We start from the raw sequence: 17081 nt of genomic DNA, 5'->3' as shown, positions 1-17081 counted from the left end.
AGATACCCGTAACCTGCGCCGCTGCGCAGTCCCCACGTGGATTCAGGGCCAGATCCGGCCCAGGAGCCGCAGGTCGTGCAGCCCGTCGGGCTTGCGCACGGCCGCACGGCGCACGCCTTCCTGCTGGAAGCCGTTCTTCTCCAGCACCCGTGCCGAGGCGGGATTGACGTCCAGCACGTTGGCCTCGATCCGATGCAGATCGAGCGCAGGCACCGCCCATTCCAGGTAGGCCGCGACGATGCGGGTCATGTGTCCCTGTCCCCAATGGCGGCGCCCCAGCCAGTAACCCAGTTCCGCCGCATGGGCCTTCTCGCCGTGGCGTGGGCGCACGCCGATGCCGCCGCAGGCCTCGCCGCCGATCTCTATCGCGAGCACGGGATGATCGAGGTCGACCACGCGACCGGCGAGGAAGGCTTCGCCATCCGCGCGCGTATAGGGATGCGGGAAGCGGTCGCTCAACCCGCGCGGTACAAGCGGGTCATCCGCATGCCGCACCAGGGCGTCCAGGTCATCATGCTGCCAGGCACGCAGCACGAACCCCTCGCCCTCCAGCCGGACGCCGGCGAACGGACGTCCGCCGGACTCAGCCATGGCCGCCCACGGAAGGGGTTTCCGCTTCCAGTTTGCCCAGCTCGTGCGCGACGGCTTCGGGCGAGCGCGTGTACGGCGCCAGCAGCGCATAGAACGCAGGCACCACGTACAACGACAGCAGCGTGGAGAAGGTCACGCCGAAGATCACCACGACGCCGATGGTCGCCCGGCTGGCCGAACCCGGGCCGCCGGCGAGCACCAGCGGCACTGCGCCCATCACCGTGGCCACCGACGTCATCAGGATGGGACGCAGGCGCACGCGCGCCGATTCGGCGATGGCGCGCGCCACATCCGCCCCGTCATCGCGCAGCTGGTTGGCGAACTCGACGATCAGGATGCCGTTCTTCGCCGCCAGGCCGATCAGCATCACGATGCCGATCTGGCTGAAGAGATTCAGCGTGCCGCCGGTGACCCACAGGCCGATCAGCGCGCCCAGCACCGCCAGCGGCACGGTCAGCATGATGATCAGCGGGTGGATGAAGCTCTCGAACTGCGCCGCCAGCACCAGATAGACGATCAGCAGCGCCAGCGTGAAGGTCAGCAGGATCGCGCCACCGGCTTCCTGGTACTCGCGCGACTCGCCCTTCCAGTCGATCTGCGCATAGTCCGGCAACTCCTCGGCCACCGTCTGCCGCGTCCATTCCAGCGCCTCGCCCATCGTGTAGCCGGGCGCGAGGCCGGCGCTGATGGTGATCGCCCGCAGGCGGTTGAAGCGGTTGAACGTGCCCGGCTCGGCGATCTCGCTCAGCGTCACCAGGTTGGACAGCGGGATCAGCGCGCCGTCGCTGCCGCGCACGTAGGTCTGCGCCAGATCCTCGGTATTGGCGCGCTTGTCGCGGCCGGCCTGCAGCATGACGTCGTACTCCTCGCCGTTGTCCACGTACGTGGTCACCTGGCGCGAGCCCATCATCGTTTCCAGCGTGCGGCCGATCTCCTGCACCGACACCCCGAGGTCGGCGGCGCGGTCGCGGTCGATGTTCACCCGCATCTGCGGCCGCGTTTCCTTGTAGTCGGAATCCGGGTCCTGGATGCCCGGGTTGGATTCCATCCGTTGCAGGATGCGGTCGCGCCACTGCGCCAGCTCGACGTAGTCGGGGCCACCCAGCACCAGCTGGTAGCGCTGGCCACGGCTGCCGACCAGGCCGCCGGCCACGTTGGCGCGCGCCTGCACGCCCGGCAGCCTGGACAGCTCGGCGCGCAGGCCGTTGACGACGTCGTCCGTGGTGGCCTCGCGCTCGTGCCAGTCCTGCAGAAACACGATCACCTGGCCGGTATGCATGTCCTCGCTGCCGCCGAAGCCGCGCGGCACGCGCGAGTTGGCGCGTTCGATCGGCTTGTCGCCGCCCACCTGGCCCATCACGATGCGCTCGACCTGCTGCATCTGGTTGACCATGTAGTCGAAGCCCGCGCCTTCCGGGCCATCGACCATGACGAAGAAGCGGCCGCGATCTTCCGCAGGCGCCAGTTCGCTCGGCACGCGCAGGCCGAGCACGACGATGGCGATGCCGCACAGCGCCATGGCCGCCAGCACCAGGCCGAGGATGCGCTTGCCGGTCAGGCCGACCAGGCGCTCCACGTGCCGGCCGTAGCCGTCGCTGACGCGGGTCAGCGTGCGGTTGGTCCACGCGTTGAGTCCGCGCGGCTCGGTATGCGGCCGCACCAGCTTGGACGACATCATCGGCGTCAGCGTCAGTGCGACGAAGGCCGAGATCGCCACCGCCGCCGCCAGCGCCACGGACAACTCGCGGAACAGGCGCCCGGTGTTGCCCTCCATGAAGCCGACGGGCAGGAACACCGCCACCAGCACCGCCGTGGTCGCGATCACCGCGAAGGCCACCTGGGCAGTGCCGCGGCGCGCGGCCACCAGCGCCGGTTCGCCCAGATCGGCGCGGCGCTGCACGTTCTCCAGCACCACGATGGCATCGTCCACCACCAGGCCGATGCAGAGCACCAGCGCGAGCAGGGTCAGCAGGTTGATCGAGAAGCCGAACGCATAGAGCGCGATGAAGGCGGAAATCAGGCAGACGGGCACGGTCACTGCGGGGATCAGCGCCGCGCGCAGGCTGCCGAGGAACAGCCAGATCACCAGGAACACCAGCACCATCGCCTCGCCCAGCGTCCAGTAGACACGCTCGATCGAGGCCTCGATGAACGTGGTGCTGTCGAAGGCGACGAAGATGTCGGTGCCTTCCGGCAGCGTCTGCTGGATGATCTCGGCCTCGGCGCGCGCCGCGCGCGCCACGTCGAGCGCGTTCGCGGTGGACGTGCGCACGATGCCCAGGCCGACGTTCGGCACCGCGTTGCTGCGCAGGTAGGAGCGACGCTCTTCGGCACCCAGTTCCACCTTGGCCACGTCGCCCAGCCGCACCACGTAGCCGTCCGCGCCCTTGCGCAGCGGCAACTGGGCGAACTGCTCCGGCCGCTGGTACCCGCGCTCGACGCGCAGGGTGAAGTCGCGCGTGGCCGATTCGATGCGGCCGGCCGGCAACTCGATGTTCTGCGCGCGCAGCGCGGTCTCGACATCACCGGTGGTCACGCCGCGCGCCGCCATCGCCTCGCGGTCCAGCCAGATCCGCATCGCATAGCGCTGACCGCCGCCGAGCTGCACGCGCGCCACGCCATCCAGCGCGGACAGGCGGTCCAGCACGTAACGGTCGGCGTAATCGGTCAGCTCCATCGTGTCCATCACGGTGGAACGCATGTTCAACCAGATGATGACGTCGGCGTCGGCCTCGACCTTGGAGATCTGCGGCGGATCGGCTTCGTCCGGCAGGCGGTTCATCACGCGGCTGACACGGTCGCGCACATCGTTGGCGGCAGCCTCGATGTCGCGGCTGAGGTTGAACTCGATGGTCACGTCGGCGCGGCCGTTGCGGCTGCTCGACTGGATGGTCTTGATGCCCTCGATGCCCGACAGACCGTCCTCGAGGATCTGGGTGATGCGTGTTTCGACCACCGCCGCCGACGCGCCCGGATAGTTCACCTCCACCGACACGATGGGCGGGTCGATGTTGGGCAGTTCGCGCAGGGTCAGCCGCAGGAACGACATCACGCCCAGCACGACCAGCAGCAGGCTGACCACCACCGCGAAGACGGGGCGCTTGATCGACAGATCGGAGAGCTTCATGCGCTCAGCCCTGGCCGTCGGCGGCGGGGGCGTCCTGCTTGGGCGTCGCCGCCGGGGCGGCATCGGCCACCTTCACGCCCGGACGCAGCTTGCCGGTGCCGTCGATGACGATGCGGTCGCCGGCGGCAATGCCCTTCATGATCTCGACCTGGCCGTCACGCCGCACGCCTGCGGTCACCGCCGCCTGCTCGACGCTGCCATCCGGCTTGACCCGGTAGACGAACGAATCGCGGCCCACCTGCACCACCGCGATCTCGGGAATCACCAGCGCCTGCCGCTCGGGACGGAACAGGCGTACGTCCAGCAGCATGCCTGGACGCAGCTTGCGCTCGGTATTCGGGAACACCGCACGCACGGTCACGGCGCGCGTGGTCGCGTCGATGCGCGCTTCGATGGTCTCCACCTCGCCCTCGAACGATTCGCCCGGATACGCGGCAGCAGTCGCGGTCACCGTGTTGCCGGCCTCGACAGACGCCAGCGCGGCCTCCGGCACCTGGAAGTCCACGTACATGCGCGAGATGTCATCCAGCGTGGCGATGGTGCTGTTGGCGGTGATCAGCGAACCGGGACTGACCTGGCGGATGCCCAGGACCCCGGCGAACGGCGCGCGCACGCTGCGGTCGCCGATGTCGGCGCGCGCCTGGCGCACGCGCGCGGCGGCGGCATCGCGCAGCGCGAGCTGGGTATCCAGTTGCGAACGGGCGATCAGCTGCTGGTCGGCGAGTTCCTTCTGTCGACGGTAGAGACGTTCGGCCTCCGCGTAGGTCGCCTCCGCCTGCACCAGCGTGGCCTGCGCGGCGTCGCCCTTCAGCGTGACCAGGGTCTGGCCAGCCTTGACCTGCTGGCCGCTTTCGAAATGCACGTCCTGCACGATCTCGCTGACCTTCGCGGTCAGGGTGACAGACTCGCGTGCCTTCGCCGTGCCCAGCGCCTGCAGGGTGTCGCTCCATGCGGCCTGCCGGACGACCTGGGTGGTGACCGGGATGGGCCGCTCGCCCGCGCCGCCATTGCCGTTGCCCTTCGCCTGCGCACCCTTGTCACCGCCACAGGCGGCAAGCAGCAAGAGGGGCAGCGCGACCAGCAGGGCGCGGGGGGCAAATCGGTTGAGCATGGAACTTCCCGTAATTTCCGTTATTCACGCAGTCTACCGGCCGTACGTGAAACACGCTGCAGCGGATGCGGCGGTTCGTGCGGGAAACGCGCCAAAGGGCATGGGGTGCACATGCCAAACCATGACCTATGACCCTTGCCGGCTGCGGCGAGGTCGGCCCTTGCGTTACTCCAGGCCCAGCTTCGCCAGCACCTGGAGCGCCAGGGTCTGGGGGTCCTGTTCGCCCGCGTGCAGATGCACATCGGGGTGCTCGGGGGTTTCATACGGCGAATCGATGCCGGTGAAATTCGGGATCAACCCCGCGCGGGCCTTGCGATACAGGCCCTTCACATCGCGCGCCTCGGCGAGATCGAGGGGTACGTCGACGAAGACCTCGATGAACTCACCGTCGGCGAACCGGTCGCGCGCCATCCGCCGCTCCGCACGGAAGGGCGAAATGAAGCTGACCAGCACGATCAGGCCGGCGTCGGTCATCAGCTTCGCCACCTCGGCCACGCGACGGATGTTCTCCACGCGATCCTCGTCGGTGAAGCCGAGGTCGCGGTTCAGCCCATGGCGCACGTTGTCGCCATCCAGCAGGAAGCTGTGGTAGCCCAGTGCATGCAAGCGCTTGTCGACCAGGTTGGCGATGGTGGATTTGCCCGCACCGGAAAGGCCGGTGAACCACAGGACTTTCGGCACCTGCCCCTTCTGGCGCGCACGCGCGGCCTTGTCGACATCGACATGCTGCCAGTGCACGTTGCCGGCGCGGCGCAGCGCGAAGTCCAGCGTACCCGCAGCGGCCGTGCCGTTGTCGTAACGGTCGATCAGGATGAAGCTGCCCAGCGCGCGATTGTGCGCGTAGGTATCGAAAGCGACCGGTTCATCCAGACTGAGGTTGCAGTAGCCGACCTCGTTGAGCTCCAGCCGCTTGGCGGCCAGGTGCTCCTGGGTGTTCACGTCGATGCGGTGCTTGATCTCCGTCACCGTGGCCGACACCGTGCGCGCACCGATCTTCAGCCAGTAGGGCCGGCCCGGCAGCAGCGGCGCGTCGGACATCCACAGCAGGTGCGCGGCGAACTGGTCGGCGACCTCGGGCGGATCGCCGGCGGCGGCGATCACGTCGCCGCGGCTGATGTCGATCTCGTCTGCCAGGGTCAACGTCACGGCCTGGCCGGCGTGCGCCGTGGCGACTTCGCCATCCGGGCCAAGTACCTGCTCGATGCGTGAACGGCGCGCGGACGGCAGCACCACCACCTCGTCGCCCGGCTTCACCTCGCCCGCCGCGATCGTGCCTGCATAGCCGCGGAAATTCTGGTGCGGGCGGTTGACCCATTGCACCGGCAGGCGCAGGCCCGCGCCGGTATCGTGCGCGTCGACCTGCACGCTTTCCAGGTGTTCCAGCAAGGCGGGGCCGGTGTACCAGGGCGTGCGCGCGGAACGCGTGGACAGGTTGTCGCCTTCCAGCGCCGACAGCGGGATGCAGGTGATCGATGCAATGCCGAGCCGCTGCGCGAGCGCGCGGTAATCTGCGGCGATGCGTTCGAACACGGCCTGGTCGAAATCCACCAGATCCATCTTGTTCACCGCCAGCACCACGTGGCGGATGCCGAGCAGCGAGACGATGTAGCTGTGCCGGTGGGTCTGCGTCAGCAGGCCCTTGCGCGCATCCACCAGCACCACCGCCAGGTCCGCGGTGGATGCGCCGGTGGCCATGTTGCGCGTGTACTGCTCATGCCCGGGGCAGTCGGCGACGATGAACTTGCGCTTGTCCGTATCGAAGTAGCGGTAGGCCACGTCGATGGTGATGCCCTGCTCGCGTTCGGCGGCCAGGCCGTCCAGCAGCAGCGCGTAGTCGATGCGCTCACCCTGGGTGCCGTGCTTGCGGCTGTCCTTTTCCAGCGCGGCCAGCTGGTCGTCGAACAGGCGCTTGCTGTCGTACAGCAGGCGGCCGATCAGCGTGCTCTTGCCATCGTCCACGCTGCCGCAGGTGATGAAGCGCAACAGCGGCTTGGATTCGTGCTGCTTCAGGTAGGTGGCGATGTCGCTTGCGGTATTCATGCAGCGGCCACCGACATCATCGTCATGCGCGTCAACTCCAGACCGGTATCGTCATCCCAGCGAACGCTGGGATCCACTTTGATCTTGCAGGGAGCCCAGGCAAGCGTCATTGATCGCGCGAACACCAACTTCGATCCCAGCGTGCGCTGGGACGACGGCGGAGGGATGCTCATCAGAAATAGCCCTCCAGCTTCTTCTTCTCCATCGATGCACCCGGGTCCTGGTCGATCACCCGGCCCTGGCGCTCGGAACTGGTGGTCACCAGCATCTCGGCGATGATCTTCTCCAGCGAATCGGCGTTGGAGTCGATGGCGCCGGTCAGCGGGTAGCAGCCCAGGGTGCGGAAGCGTACGCGGCGCTGCTGCGGCACTTCGCCGTCGCGCAGCGGCAGGCGCTCGTCATCCACCAGGATCAGCGCGCCGTCGCGCTCCACCACCGGACGTTCGGCGGCGAAGTACAGCGGCACCACCGGAATGTTCTCGCGGTAGATGTAGAGCCAGATGTCCAGTTCGGTCCAGTTGGACAGCGGGAACACGCGCACGCTCTCGCCCTTGTGGATGCGCGCGTTGTACAGGTTCCACAGTTCGGGGCGCTGGTTCTTCGGGTCCCAGCGGTGCTTGTCGTTGCGGAAGGAGAACACGCGTTCCTTCGCGCGCGACTTCTCCTCGTCGCGGCGGGCACCGCCTATCGCGGCATCGAAGGCGTACTGGTCCAGCGCCTGCTTCAGGCCCTGGGTCTTCATCACGTCGGTGTGCACGGTGGCACCGTGGCTGATCGGCCCGATGTCCTGAGCGATCCCGTCCGGATTGATGTGTACCCGCAGATCCACGCCGGTGTCCGCGGCGCGCCAGTCGCGGAAGGCGATCATCTCGCGGAACTTCCAGCGGGTGTCCACATGCAGCAGCGGGATGGGCGGCCGGGCCGGCGCGAACGCCTTCAGCAACAAGTGCAGCAGCACCGAACTGTCCTTGCCCACCGAGTACAGCAGCACCGGATTGCGGAATTCGGCGGCGACCTCGCGGAGGATGTGGATGCTTTCCGCTTCCAGGCGGTCGAGATGGGAGAGGCGGGGTACGGCGGTCATCGAGGCAGGCAAAGGAGGCGAAGGACCCGGACACGCTAGCCTAGCAGGGCGTTGGTGCCGGGTCCGGAGGCCGGGAAGTATTCGGCTCGCGCCTCATGCCGGCGAAATAAGCTCAGGCCATAAGCCCATAACCATGCGTCCTTTCAACGCGTGGCGTCGCCTTCCTAACATCGGTCGTCCCAGTCGCGCCCACGGGCCATACCGAATGTCCGCCACCCAGCCTGTTCCTGCCCCCATCCCCCTCGCGGAGGAACGGCGGGCGCTGCTGGCCCAGGCGGTCGCCGGCCTGGATGGCGCCAGCCTGTGGTGGATCTCGGGGTACACGGCCGGCCTGGCCCAGGCGCAACTCGCGCCGGCTGCCCACGCCGCCCCCCAGCCTCTGGCCGTCGTGCCGGCCGCCGGCCCGCAGGCCGGCCAGCGCCTGACCATCGTCTACGGCAGCCAGACCGGCAATGCCCGCCGCACTGCGGAAACGCTGGCGCAGCAGGCCGAAGCCGCCGGATTGTCGGTTCGCCTGCTGCGGGCCGATGCCTACCCGCAGCGCGAGCTCGCCAGCGAGCGCCTGCTGTACATCGTCATCAGCACCCAGGGCGAAGGCGACCCGCCGGATGACAGCATCGGCCTGGTGGAATTCCTGCGCGGCAAGCGCGCGCCGAAGCTGCCGGAACTCAAGTACGCCGTCCTCGGCCTGGGCGATTCCAGCTATGCCGACTTCTGCGGCATAGCCACGCGCCTGGACGCGCGCCTGGCCGAACTGGGCGGCAGCCGCCTGTTCGCTGCCGGCCTGGCGGATCTCGACATCGATACCGTCGCCGCCCCGTGGCGCGAACAGGCACTGGGACATGCGCGCGAGCTGCTGAAGGCACCCGCCGTCACCTCGCTCGCCTCCGTCACCCCGCTGCGCCCGGGCCATGCGGCCGCGTGGTCGCACGAGCACCCGTTCCCCGCCGAGCTGCTGCTCAACCAGCGCATCAGCGGTCGCGACTTCAAGGGACCGCGCTTCGGCCAGCACGGCGTTGCCGACAAGGACGTGCGCCATATCGAACTGTCGCTGGAAGGCAGCGGCCTGCACTATGAACCCGGCGACGCGCTGGGCGTGCGCCACCGCAATCCCGCCGCGCTGGTCGATGGCGTGATCGAGGCGCTGCAGCTGGACGGCGAGAGCGCCGTCAGCGAAGGCGGCGATACCCTGCCGCTGCGTGAATGGCTCGCGGCGCGCCGCGAACTGACCCGCGTGTCGCGTCCGTTCCTGGCCACGCATGCCGCACACGCGCAGGCGGAAGAACTCAACACCCTGCTCGGCCCGGCGAACGCACCGGCGCTGGCGCAGTTGTTCGGCACCCACCAGATCATCGACGTGCTGCGTCGCTGGCCCGCCGACTGGTCCGCGCAGGAACTGGTCGCCGCATTGCGCCCACTGGCGCCACGCCTGTACTCCATCGCCTCCAGCCGCAAGCGCGTGGGCGAAGAAGCCCACCTGACCGTCGACGTGCTGGGCTACGACGCCTTCGGCCATGCACATGGCGGTGCGGCCAGCGGCTTTCTCGCCGCACGCGGGGAAGGCGACCAGGTACCGGTCTACATCGAGGCCAACGAACGCTTCCGCGTGCCCGCCGATGGCAGCCGCGACATCCTGATGATCGGCCCCGGCACCGGCGTGGCGCCGTTCCGCGGGTTCGTGCAGGAGCGCGCCGAGACCGGCGCGCGCGGCCGCAACTGGCTGTTCTTCGGCGCCCAGCATTTCAACCACGGCTTCTTCTACCAGAGCGAGTGGCAGGACGCGCTGCGCAGCGGCGAACTGCACCGGCTGGACCTGGCCTTCTCGCGCGACCAGGCACGCAAGGTGTACGTGCAGGACCGCCTGCGCGAACGCGGCCGCGAGGTCTACGACTGGCTGCAGAACGGCGCGCACCTGTACGTGTGCGGTGCCATCGGCATGGGCAAGGACGTGCATGCGGCGCTGCAGTCCATCGTCGCCGAGCATGGCGGGCTTGATGAGGAGGCCGCCCGCGAGTACCTGGTGCAGCTGCAGACGGAGGGGCGCTACGGGCGCGACGTGTACTGACGACCCCGCTTTTGTAGGAGCGACGTAAGTCGCGACCTGCAACCTTCCGGTCGCGACTTACGTCGCTCCTACAGTGGAACACCGATGAGCAACCACTCCGTCGAAGACATCAAATCCGAGAGCAACCGCCTGCGCGGCAGCCTGCTCGAGAGCCTGGCCGATCCGGTCACCGGCGCGCTGCGCGAGTCGGACCAGACCCTGATCAAGTACCACGGCAGTTACCAGCAGGACGATCGCGACCTGCGCGACGAGCGCCGCCGCCAAAAGCTCGAACCCGCGTTCCAGTTCATGATCCGTACGCGCACGCCCGGCGGTGTGGTCACGCCGGAGCAGTGGCTGAAGCTGGACGCCATCGCCACACAGTACGCCAACCATTCACTGCGCATCACCACGCGCCAGGCCTTCCAGTTCCACGGCGTCATCAAGCGCGAACTGAAGGCGACGATGCAGGCCATCAACGCCGCACTGATCGACACGCTGGCGGCCTGCGGCGACGTCAACCGCAACGTGCTGGTCGCCGCCAATCCGCTGGAGTCGCGCGCGCACGCCGAGGTGCAGGCCTGGGCGGCAAAGCTGTCCGAACACCTGCTGCCCAACACCCGTGCCTACTACGAGATCTGGCTGGACGAGGAGCAAGTGGCCGGCAGCGGCGAGGAAGAAGAGCCCATCTACGGCGCCACCTATCTGCCGCGCAAGTTCAAGATCGGCTTCGCGGTGCCGCCGGTCAACGACGTGGATGTGTTCGCGAACGACCTCGGTTTCATCGCCATCCTCGAAGACGGCGCCCTGGCCGGTTTCAACGTGGTGATCGGCGGTGGCATGGGCGCGACCCATGGCGATGCGGAGACCTATCCGCGCATCGGCAACGTGGTCGGCTTCATCACGCCCGACCAGCTGCTCGAGGTCGCCACGGCCGTCGTCACCACCCAGCGCGACCTCGGCAACCGCGAGCTGCGCAAGCGTGCGCGCTTCAAGTACACCATCGACGACCATGGCTTGGAGAAGGTGGTCGGCGAAATCGAACGCCGCAGCGGCGTGGCCCTGCAGCCCGTGCGTGCCTTCCGCTTCGACCACAACGGCGACCGCTACGGCTGGGTCGAGGGCGAAGACGGCCGCTGGCACCTGACCCTGCACCTGTACGCCGGCCGGATCGCCGACGCCGGGACCACGACGCATCTCACCGGCCTGCGCGAGATCGCCAACGTACACCGTGGCGAGTTCCGCATGACCGCGAACCAGAACCTCGTCATCGCCGGCGTGCCGGCGGGCGAACGCGAGCGCATCGATGCGCTGGTGAAGACGCACGGTCTGGATGCCGGTGAACGCCTGGGCACCGCCCTGCAGCGCGCGGCCGTGGCCTGCGTGGCGCTGCCGACCTGCGGCCTGGCGATGGCCGAGGCCGAACGCTACCTGCCCGGATTCACCGACCGGCTGCAGCCCCTGCTCGACAAGCACGGCCTGCGCGAGGCGCCGATCGTGCTGCGCATCTCCGGTTGCCCGAATGGCTGCTCGCGTCCCTACCTGGCCGAGATCGCGCTGGTCGGCAAGGCGCCGGGGCGCTACAACCTGATGCTCGGCGGCGACGCCCGTGGCCAGCGGCTCAACACGCTGTACCGCGAGAACATCGACGAGGCCGCCATCCTCGACACGCTCGACGGCCTGTTCGCGCGCTACGCCGGCGAACGCGACGACGGCGAAGGCTTCGGCGACTTCCTCCATCGCAGCGGCGTGGTCGCCCTGCCCGCCTACCCCACCCATCGACAGATCGCACTGGAACTGCACGCATGAGCGCCCTCGCCCTTTCCCTGGACACGGACCAGATCGCCGAGCACAACGCGTGGCTGGAGACGCAGACCGCCGAGCAGCGCATCGCGTGGGCGCTGCAGCATGGCCCGGCGGAAGCGGCGATGTCGTCGAGCTTCGGTGCGCAGGCGGCCGTGCTGTTGCACATGGTCACGCAGCAGAAGGCCGACATCCCGGTGGTGCTGATCGACACCGGCTACCTGTTCCCCGAGACCTATCGCTTCGCCGACGAACTGACCGAACGCCTGCAGCTCAACCTGCAGGTGTTCCGCCCGCTGGTCAGCCGCGCCTGGATGGAAGCGCGCCATGGCCGCCTGTGGGAACAGGGCCTGGTCGGCATCGAGCAGTACAACAGCCTGCGCAAGGTCGAACCGATGAAGCGCGCCCTGAAGGAACTGGGCGTGGGCACCTGGTTCACCGGCCTGCGCCGCAGCCAGGCCACCAGCCGGGCCAACGCACCGGTGCTGCAACAACGCGAGGACCGCTGGAAGCTCAACCCCATCGTCGACTGGACCGACCGCGACGTCTGGCAGTACATGAAGCAGCATGGCCTGCCGTACCACCCGTTGTGGGAGCAGGGCTACGTGTCGATCGGCGACTTCCACACCACGCGCCGCTGGGAGCCCGGCATGCGCGAGGAAGACACCCGCTTCAACGGCCTCAAGCGCGAGTGCGGCATCCACATCGACGTCTGATGGCAGCCCCGGCAGCCTGAGGCATTCGCGTCGGGCCAGCCCGGTTTCGTCGCCGCATCGCGGGGTCCGTCGCGCACCCTCTTCCCTCCCGGGACGGGCGGGCTATCCTCCACGGCACTCCCGAAGCCGCGGTGTCCCACGTGTTCCCAAGCCTGCTCCTGATCGTCCGCATCCTTGTCGCCTGGTTCGGCGCAGTGCTCATGGCGGGCTTCATCTGGAACGGCATCTTCGAACGGACCATGCTGTCGGGTGCGGCCGAATGGCTGTTCAACCTTGCCTCGACCCTGGTGATGCTGTCGGTGCTGATCGGCCTGATCAGCCATCTGCGCCGGATCTGGCTGATCACGGGACGGCTGGACAGCACCACGCTGTCGAGCCGCCAGCGCCGGCAGATCGAAGTGCCGCTGGATACGGCCGCCGCCTTCGCCCTGATCGAAGGCGCGCTGCGCGAACTGCCGCGCGCGGAGGAGACGGAGAGCGCCCCCGACAGTCTGCAGGTACGGGTCAAAGTGCGTCGGGTGGACAGTTTCGACGGTCCCAGCCAGCCCTCACGCTTCAACATCATGGCCCGCTTCGCGGTGAAGCGTGACCTGGTGCAGGCCACCGTCACCCCCGGCAATGGCACCAGCAGCATCACCCTGATGCTGGGCCCGGATGCCAGCGCCTGGCTCGACCTGTTCGTGCTGGACGACGGCGTGAACGTGGAGAACGCTGAAGCCGTCACCCGCGCCATCACCCGCCGCGTCGCCGACCAGCGCCGACAGGAACAGGCCGACGTCGAGAAGACCGTCAGCGAGAAGGAACTGACCGTGGCGCGCCTGAACCTGCTCAACGCGCAGGTGGAACCGCACTTCCTCTACAACACGCTCGCGAGCGCGCAGGTGCTGACCCGCACCGATCCACCGCGTGCCGACATCATGCTCGGCCACCTGATCCACTACCTGCGCAGCTCGCTGCCGCGCACCGACGAGGCGCTGTCCACCTTGGGCGAGGAACTGGAGCGCACCCAGGCCTACCTGGAGATCCTGAAGATCCGCATGGGCACCCGCCTCAACGTACAGGTGGAAGTGCCGGACGCGCTCAAGGCGGTACCGATGCCGTCGATGATGCTGCAGACGCTGGTGGAGAACGCCATCAAACACGGCCTGGAGCCCAAGACCGGCGGCGGCACCATCTGGATCCTCGCCCGCAAACACGACGACCACGCCACGCTCACCGTCGCAGACGACGGCCAGGGCTTCGGTGGCCAGAGCACCGGCACCGGCATCGGCCTGAAGAACCTGCGTGAACGCCTGCGCCTGACCTTCGGCGGCGAGGCTTCGTTCGCCATCGTGTCCAATTTCCCCAGCGGCGTAGCCGCCACGCTGACGCTGCCGCTGACCGGCAAGGCAGGTGCCGCATGAACTTCCGGGGCGTGATCGCCGAAGACGAGGAGCTGCTGCGCACCGCGCTGTCCTCGCTGTTGAAGGAAGCCTGGCCGCAGCTCGACATCGTGGCCGAGTGCGAGGACGGCGCCAGCGCGCTGGAATCCATCGCCGAGTTGCAGCCCGACGTCGCTTTCCTCGATATCCGCATGCCGGGGCTCACCGGCATCGAGGTCGCACGCGGCCTGGCCGATGCGAGTCCACGCACGCAGGTGGTATTCGTCACCGCCTACGACCAGTACGCCATCGATGCGTTCGAGCAGGGCGCCATCGACTACCTGCTCAAGCCGATCACGCGCGAGCGGTTGCTGGCCACCGTGCAGCGCATCCAGGCACGCGCCGCGGCGGGCCATCCCGACGGCGCAACGCTGGAAGCGCTTCTGCGCCACCTGTCGGCACGAGAAGTAACGTCGTCGAAGCCGCCGCTGGTGTGGATCACCGCCAGCGCGGGCAAGGACACCCGGCTGATCATGGTGGACGACGTGGCCTACTTCCAGGCCGACAACAAGTACACCACCGTGATGACCGCCGAAGGCGAATCGCTGCTGCGCACCCCACTGCGCGAGCTGCTCGATTCGCTGGATGCCAACACCTTCAAACAGATCCACCGCTCCACCATCGTCAACATGAAGGCCGTCGCCTCGGTCAGCCGCGATGACGCAGGCCGTGGCCGGCTGAAGTTGAAGACGCGTCCGGAAACCCTGACCGTCAGCCAGCCCTTCATGAGCCTGTTCCGCAACATGTAGTCGCCGTTCTAAACCCGGCCGCTCCGCGCGGCATCCAACGTGGCATCACCGGCACGGCGCGCCTGCGTCGTGGATGGCTTGCCTTTGCCCATCGAAACACCAGAGGAAACGCCATGCGCATCGTCACGTCCCTGCTGTCCTGCCTGATGGCCCTGGCAGGATGCAACGAGAAGCCCAGCGTCACCACCATCCACCACAGCAGCGCCAACGGCGTGGACACGCTCTTCAGCAAGACCACGGTGCGGGAGGGCGTGGCGAGGTTCGAGTGCTTCGCCAGCGAGAGCGGCCAGTGCCATTACCTCGTTTACACCGAACACTGCCCTGCGCCCGCACCGGGCAAAAACCCTGCGCCCTGCACGCGCACGACGCTGGAGAACTTCGCGCTGGCGCCCGGCAAGACCCATGAGATACGCGGACTGCCCACCCGCTACCGGGAATGCGTGGCGCAACAGCAGGTCGGGGAGAGTTGCCCCTCGTAGACGGGAACCCATGTGCGCCTCATGCCGCCGGGGCGCCGAGATGACGGCGCTCCAGCAGGATCGCCAGCAGGAAGCCGATCAGGTAGGCCAACACGTCCAGCGCATCCGGCGTGCTGCCCAGCACGACGCGCAGCACGGGTGAGGACACCTGCCAGCCCGTCTGCTGGCTGACGTACTGCGCGGCCTCGATCGCGAGCCCCACGGCGAGCGCCAGCAAAGGCCGCACCGGCGGACGCATCCAGGCGACGGTGGCGAGCAGGCAATGCACCCAGACCACTGCGAGCACGTCGCCCACGAAGCCCCTTGTCCAGCCGAGCCCCGCGCCGACGGTCGCCAGCAACACGAGCAATACCAGCAATGCCAGCGCCCAGGCGGCGGAGACCGCGTCGAACCGCCACCTCATGCGTGCGCGCCGCCCGTCAGCCGCCAGCGCAATGCGCGCCCTCCAGCGACTTGCCACCACAGGCCAGGCACTTGCGGTACTTCTGTCGCTGCCGGTTGTAGCGCACGCGCGACATCATGCCGCCGCAGGCGCAGCGCAGCTCGCGGCCCCGCGCCCAGCGGTACAGCCGCCAACTGGAATGCAGCGCCCACGCGGTGCCCAACAGGATGGCGAGCAGGAACGACAACGACGCCAGTCGTTGCGGTGGAATACCCACCAGCACGCGCTCGGTGCGGGTGACGGCTTCGGCCGTCGCCAGCCCGCCGAGGGTGATGACGACCGCCGGCACGTACATGCGCAGCACCATCTTCGATATGCGGTTCATCGCGGTATCCGACCGTGTCGACGAGACTTCAGGCTCGCGCAGGTCGGGGGATGCCGTCAATCACGTGATCGGGGGACGATTCAACTGGTGATCGTTTGGGTGAGCGCTGCCCACGTTGGGGGCTCGGGCCAATCCGGATCCTGGTTGCCGTCGATCACCCGGCGCAGGTCGCGGCGGTCGATCTGCGGTGCCAGCGCGCGCACCAGGTCCAGCGCGTAGTCGCGCAGCACGCGCTCACGCGGCAGCACCGCCCACGTGATGCATTCCTTGACCTCCGCCGGTGCCGGCCATGCGCGCAGATCGGTGTCGGTGGCATTCACCGCCATCTCGGCCAGCAGACCCACGCCGAGGCCGGCGCGGACGTAGGTCTTGATCAGGTCGGCATCGAGCGCGGTCAGGGCGATGTTCGGCTCCAGCCCCACCTTGGCGAAGGCGCGTTGCAGCGATGACCCCGGCCGGGTGGAGGATTCGTAGCTGATGAGGGGCTGCCCGGCGAGATCGGCCATCCCCGGCACGCGACCGAGCTCTTCCAGCGCGTGGCCGCGTGGCACCAGCACCAGCCGGCGCCAGCGGTACAGCGGCACGGCGATGCCCGCCTGTGGCTGATCGCCGGCGGTACTGACCACGGCCATGTCGGCATCGCCCTGGGTCAGCAGGTCCAGCGCCTGGCTTTCCGGCGCCTGCTGCAGATGCACGCTCACCTGCGGGAAATCCCGCTTGATCTGCGCGATGGCTGGCGGCAACACGAAGCGCGCCTGCGTATGCGTGGTCACCAGCACCAGCTGGCCCTGGCTCTCGCGGCGCTGGTTGGCGGCGTAGGTGCGGATGTTGTTGGCCTCGGCCAGCACCAGCCGCGCGCGCTCGATCACTTCGTTGCCGGCGGGCGTCACGGCTTCCAGGCTCCTGCCCTTGCGCACGAACAGCAGGAAGCCCAGCTCGTCTTCCAGTTGCTTGAGCTGCTTGGACAGGCCGGGCTGGGTGGCATGCACTCGCGCCGCCGCCAGCGTGATGTTCAGGTCGGCATCGGCGATGGCCACCAGATAGCGAAGTTGGGTCAGCGTCATCGGCGTGGGGCGCGCATCGGCCCACCGGGAGGGGGCCTTGGACTGTAGAGGATTTGTCCGGACCGTAGCCGGCCGGCCTTATAAC

At 68.2% G+C, this 17081-nt stretch carries 15 protein-coding genes; 6 read left to right on the top strand and 9 right to left on the bottom strand.

Features of this window, described 5'->3' with window-relative positions; genetic code table 11:
- Positions 1-42: 42 nt before the first annotated feature.
- From AC3DET_RS14020 to cysD, 6 genes are all read right to left on the bottom strand, one after another.
- Positions 43-591 (bottom strand): GNAT family N-acetyltransferase, encoded by a 549-nt coding sequence (locus AC3DET_RS14020; protein WP_488392019.1) that lies wholly within the window; start codon positions 589-591, stop codon positions 43-45.
- Positions 584-3718 carry an efflux RND transporter permease subunit gene (locus AC3DET_RS14015; protein ID WP_337731547.1) on the bottom strand — a complete coding sequence of 1045 codons (3135 nt, stop codon included), beginning with the start codon at positions 3716-3718 and terminating at the stop codon, positions 584-586. Before AC3DET_RS14015 ends, AC3DET_RS14020 begins: the two co-directional genes overlap by 8 nt.
- 4 nt (positions 3719-3722) lie before the next feature.
- Positions 3723-4829: an efflux RND transporter periplasmic adaptor subunit gene (locus tag AC3DET_RS14010; protein WP_488392018.1), complete on the bottom strand. Its 1107-nt coding sequence runs from the start codon at positions 4827-4829 to the stop codon at positions 3723-3725.
- Positions 4830-4994: 165 nt separating this feature from the next.
- Positions 4995-6869, bottom strand: a complete 1875-nt coding sequence (gene cysN / locus AC3DET_RS14005; protein WP_488392017.1) for a sulfate adenylyltransferase subunit CysN — start codon at positions 6867-6869, stop codon at positions 4995-4997.
- On the bottom strand, positions 6866-7042 hold the full coding sequence (locus tag AC3DET_RS14000; RefSeq protein ID WP_488392016.1) for a hypothetical protein: 177 nt from the start codon (positions 7040-7042) through the stop codon (positions 6866-6868). The genes cysN and AC3DET_RS14000 overlap by 4 nt, the downstream gene beginning before the upstream one ends.
- The gene (gene cysD, locus AC3DET_RS13995) at positions 7042-7953 is read right to left on the bottom strand and encodes a sulfate adenylyltransferase subunit CysD (RefSeq protein ID WP_488392015.1); all 912 of its coding nucleotides are present in this window, start codon (positions 7951-7953) and stop codon (positions 7042-7044) included. Before cysD ends, AC3DET_RS14000 begins: the two co-directional genes overlap by 1 nt.
- A gap of 205 nt (positions 7954-8158) precedes the next feature.
- On the opposite strand from cysD, the gene AC3DET_RS13990 reads away from it, so the two are divergent.
- The 6 genes from AC3DET_RS13990 to AC3DET_RS13965 all read left to right on the top strand — a co-directional run bounded on the left by AC3DET_RS13990 (position 8159) and on the right by AC3DET_RS13965 (position 15165).
- The gene (locus tag AC3DET_RS13990) at positions 8159-10018 is read left to right on the top strand and encodes an assimilatory sulfite reductase (NADPH) flavoprotein subunit (RefSeq protein ID WP_488392014.1); all 1860 of its coding nucleotides are present in this window, start codon (positions 8159-8161) and stop codon (positions 10016-10018) included.
- An 84-nt stretch (positions 10019-10102) separates the two neighbouring features.
- Complete coding sequence (cysI, locus tag AC3DET_RS13985) at positions 10103-11806, top strand: assimilatory sulfite reductase (NADPH) hemoprotein subunit (protein WP_488392013.1); 1704 nt, start codon at positions 10103-10105, stop codon at positions 11804-11806.
- The gene (locus AC3DET_RS13980) at positions 11803-12516 is read left to right on the top strand and encodes a phosphoadenylyl-sulfate reductase (protein WP_488392012.1); all 714 of its coding nucleotides are present in this window, start codon (positions 11803-11805) and stop codon (positions 12514-12516) included. The genes cysI and AC3DET_RS13980 overlap by 4 nt, the downstream gene beginning before the upstream one ends.
- Positions 12517-12656: 140 nt before the next feature.
- Positions 12657-13919 carry a histidine kinase gene (locus tag AC3DET_RS13975; protein ID WP_488392011.1) on the top strand — a complete coding sequence of 421 codons (1263 nt, stop codon included), beginning with the start codon at positions 12657-12659 and terminating at the stop codon, positions 13917-13919.
- On the top strand, positions 13916-14686 hold the full coding sequence (locus AC3DET_RS13970) for a LytR/AlgR family response regulator transcription factor (protein WP_277727251.1): 771 nt from the start codon (positions 13916-13918) through the stop codon (positions 14684-14686). The genes AC3DET_RS13975 and AC3DET_RS13970 overlap by 4 nt, the downstream gene beginning before the upstream one ends.
- A gap of 113 nt (positions 14687-14799) precedes the next feature.
- The gene (locus AC3DET_RS13965; RefSeq protein WP_446538181.1) at positions 14800-15165 is read left to right on the top strand and encodes a hypothetical protein; all 366 of its coding nucleotides are present in this window, start codon (positions 14800-14802) and stop codon (positions 15163-15165) included.
- A gap of 19 nt (positions 15166-15184) precedes the next feature.
- Here AC3DET_RS13965 and AC3DET_RS13960 read toward each other — a convergent pair whose 3' ends face one another.
- The 3 genes from AC3DET_RS13960 to AC3DET_RS13950 all read right to left on the bottom strand — a co-directional run bounded on the left by AC3DET_RS13960 (position 15185) and on the right by AC3DET_RS13950 (position 16996).
- The gene (locus tag AC3DET_RS13960; RefSeq protein WP_488392010.1) at positions 15185-15568 is read right to left on the bottom strand and encodes a ribosomal maturation YjgA family protein; all 384 of its coding nucleotides are present in this window, start codon (positions 15566-15568) and stop codon (positions 15185-15187) included.
- Between the two features lie 16 nt (positions 15569-15584).
- Positions 15585-15932: a hypothetical protein gene (locus AC3DET_RS13955; RefSeq protein ID WP_337731558.1), complete on the bottom strand. Its 348-nt coding sequence runs from the start codon at positions 15930-15932 to the stop codon at positions 15585-15587.
- Positions 15933-16012: 80 nt separating this feature from the next.
- Complete coding sequence (locus AC3DET_RS13950; RefSeq protein ID WP_192202077.1) at positions 16013-16996, bottom strand: LysR family transcriptional regulator; 984 nt, start codon at positions 16994-16996, stop codon at positions 16013-16015.
- Positions 16997-17081: the final 85 nt, after the last annotated feature.

It is taken from the genome of Pseudoxanthomonas sp. 97-1-1 (genome assembly GCF_057773125.1).
This window is presented reverse-complemented; position numbering and strand designations above follow the sequence as displayed.